The organism is Xanthomonas sp. SHU 199, assembly GCF_000364665.1.
Lineage (GTDB): Bacteria > Pseudomonadota > Gammaproteobacteria > Xanthomonadales > Xanthomonadaceae > Xanthomonas_A > Xanthomonas_A sontii.
The window spans coordinates 1-2,118 of record NZ_AQOI01000373.1; the positions used below are offsets into that span (position 1 = coordinate 1).

At 68.4% G+C, this 2,118-nt stretch carries 4 protein-coding genes; all 4 read left to right on the forward strand.

Annotated elements, in window-relative coordinates; translation table 11 throughout:
• On the forward strand, nucleotides 1-547 hold a 547-nt coding region (locus tag D183_RS24640; RefSeq protein ID WP_017909297.1), incomplete at its 5' end, for a chemotaxis protein CheW.
• A gap of 109 nt (nucleotides 548-656) precedes the next feature.
• Entirely contained in the window at nucleotides 657-965 is a 309-nt protein-coding gene (locus D183_RS0112550) for an STAS domain-containing protein (protein WP_010341777.1), read from the forward strand.
• Nucleotides 962-1,327 (forward strand): response regulator, encoded by a 366-nt coding sequence (locus D183_RS0112555; protein ID WP_010341778.1) that lies wholly within the window; start codon nucleotides 962-964, stop codon nucleotides 1,325-1,327. Before D183_RS0112550 ends, D183_RS0112555 begins: the two co-directional genes overlap by 4 nt.
• 31 nt (nucleotides 1,328-1,358) lie before the next feature.
• On the forward strand, nucleotides 1,359-2,118 hold a 760-nt coding region (locus tag D183_RS0112560; protein WP_017909300.1), incomplete at its 3' end, for an Hpt domain-containing protein.

Consider the following 2,118-nt stretch of genomic DNA (forward strand, 5'->3'; position numbering starts at 1 on the left):
GCCGGAACGCCGCGCCGAAGCCAGCCGCGCCCAGGCCGCCGGCGCGAAGCTGCCGCCGAACCTGCAGGCCTTCATGGCACCGGCCGTGCCGCATGGCTCGGCCATCGCCCCCGAACGCCTGGCCGAGCGCCGCACCCGCTGGCTGCGCCTGCGCTGCGGCGAGCAGGCCTACGCCCTGGAACTGCTGAAGGTGCAGGAAGTGGTGCTGCCGGTGCCGCTGCTGGCATTGCGCGGCACGCCGCCGGCCATGCTCGGCATCATGAACCTGCGCGGCCAGGTGGTGCCGGTGCTCGACCTCGGCGTGCACCTGGGCGCGGCGCCGATCGAGATGGACATGCAGACCCGGGTGGTGGTGCTGGAAGAGAACGGCGAGACCCTGGGCCTGCGCGTGTCCGCGGTGGAAGACGTGGCCAGCCTCAGCGACCAGCAGATCGAGCCGCCGGACAACGCTCGCATCTGCCGCATTTCCAACCATCTGTTCCGCGGCGTGGCGCGGCTGGCGCAGCAGCCGATGATCCTGCTCGACGCCGAGCAACTGCTGCACTGACCCGGGCCGGCGGGCGGCAACTGGGAACGGTGCCGCACTTTCCAACCGCCGCTAAAGCTTTTCAGGCCACGGCCGTTATCTGCCATAGAACCATTGGTGCGGAGCAATGATGAGCACAGTCCCCCTTGGCGAAGATCTTGGTATCGAGACCAGCGCCGACCTGAAACAACGCCTGACCGCGTTCCTTGCGTCGGACGACGTGCTGCGGCTGGACGCCGGCGAAGTCCGCCGCATCCATACCGCATCCGTACAGGTGCTGTGCGCATTCGTCGATGCCCGTCGCAAGGACGGCAAGCGCACCGAATTCGAGGCCTGCAACGCCACCTTTCGCGACGCGGCACGCCTGCTAGGGGTCAGCGAATCGCTGGGCCTTCCTGCAACCCCTGACAATCTGAAATCTGTGGAGAACGCGGCATGAGCGCACGTATCTTGGTAGTGGACGATTCGGCGTCGATGCGCCAGATGGTCTCCTTCGCCCTCACCTCGGCCGGCTTTGCCGTCGAAGAAGCCGAAGACGGCGCGGTCGCGCTGGGCCGCGCCAAGGGCCAGCGCTTCAACGCGGTGGTCACCGACGTCAACATGCCGAACATGGACGGCATCACCCTGATCCGCGAACTGCGGCAGCTGCCGGACTACAAGTTCACCCCGATGCTGATGCTGACCACCGAGTCGGCGGCGGAGAAGAAGTCCGAGGGCAAAGCGGCCGGTGCGACCGGCTGGCTGGTCAAGCCGTTCAATCCCGAACAGCTGATCGCCACCGTCCAGAAAGTCCTGGGCTGATCCCTCCCCTCCTTTTCCGGATTCCCGCCCCATGAGCATGGACCTGCAACGTTTCCACGCCACCTTCTTCGAGGAAAGCCGCGAAGGGCTGGACGCGATGGAAGCCGGATTGCTGTCGCTGGAAGAAGGCAATCGCGACCCCGAGACCATCAACTCGGTGTTCCGCGCCGCGCACTCGATCAAGGGCGGCGCCGCCACCTTCGGTTTCGAGGCGATGGCCGGCCTCACCCACGTGCTGGAGACGCTGCTCGACGAACTGCGCGCCGGCAAGCGCGAAGTCGAAGCGCACGCGATCGACGCCATCCTCGGCTCGGTGGACGTGCTGCGCGCCCTGCTGCGCGAAGCCGAACACGGCGTCCCGGCCGATCCGGCCGCGGTCAAGGCCGTGCACGAGCGCCTGCAGCACGCGTTGAACGGCGGTCCGGCCGCGCCCACCGTCGCCACCCCGGCGGCGAACCAGCCGGCCGAGCCGGAAGCCTGGCAGATCGGCTTCACCCCGGCGCCGTCGCTGTTCATGAGCGGCAACGACCCGCTGCGCATCATCCGCGAACTCGAACACCTCGGCCCGCTGCAGGTCGCCTGCCGCAGCACGCGCCTGCCCGGCTTCGCCGAACTCGATCCGCTCGAGGCCTACCTGGCCTGGGACCTGGGCCTGGTCGGCAAGATCCCACGCAGCGCGATCGAAGACACCTTCGCCTGGGTCATCGACGATTGCGAACTGGAGATCCGCCCGGTGCCGCCGCCGAGCCTGGCCACCGCGCCGGCGCCGGTGCTGACCGCGCCGCCGACCG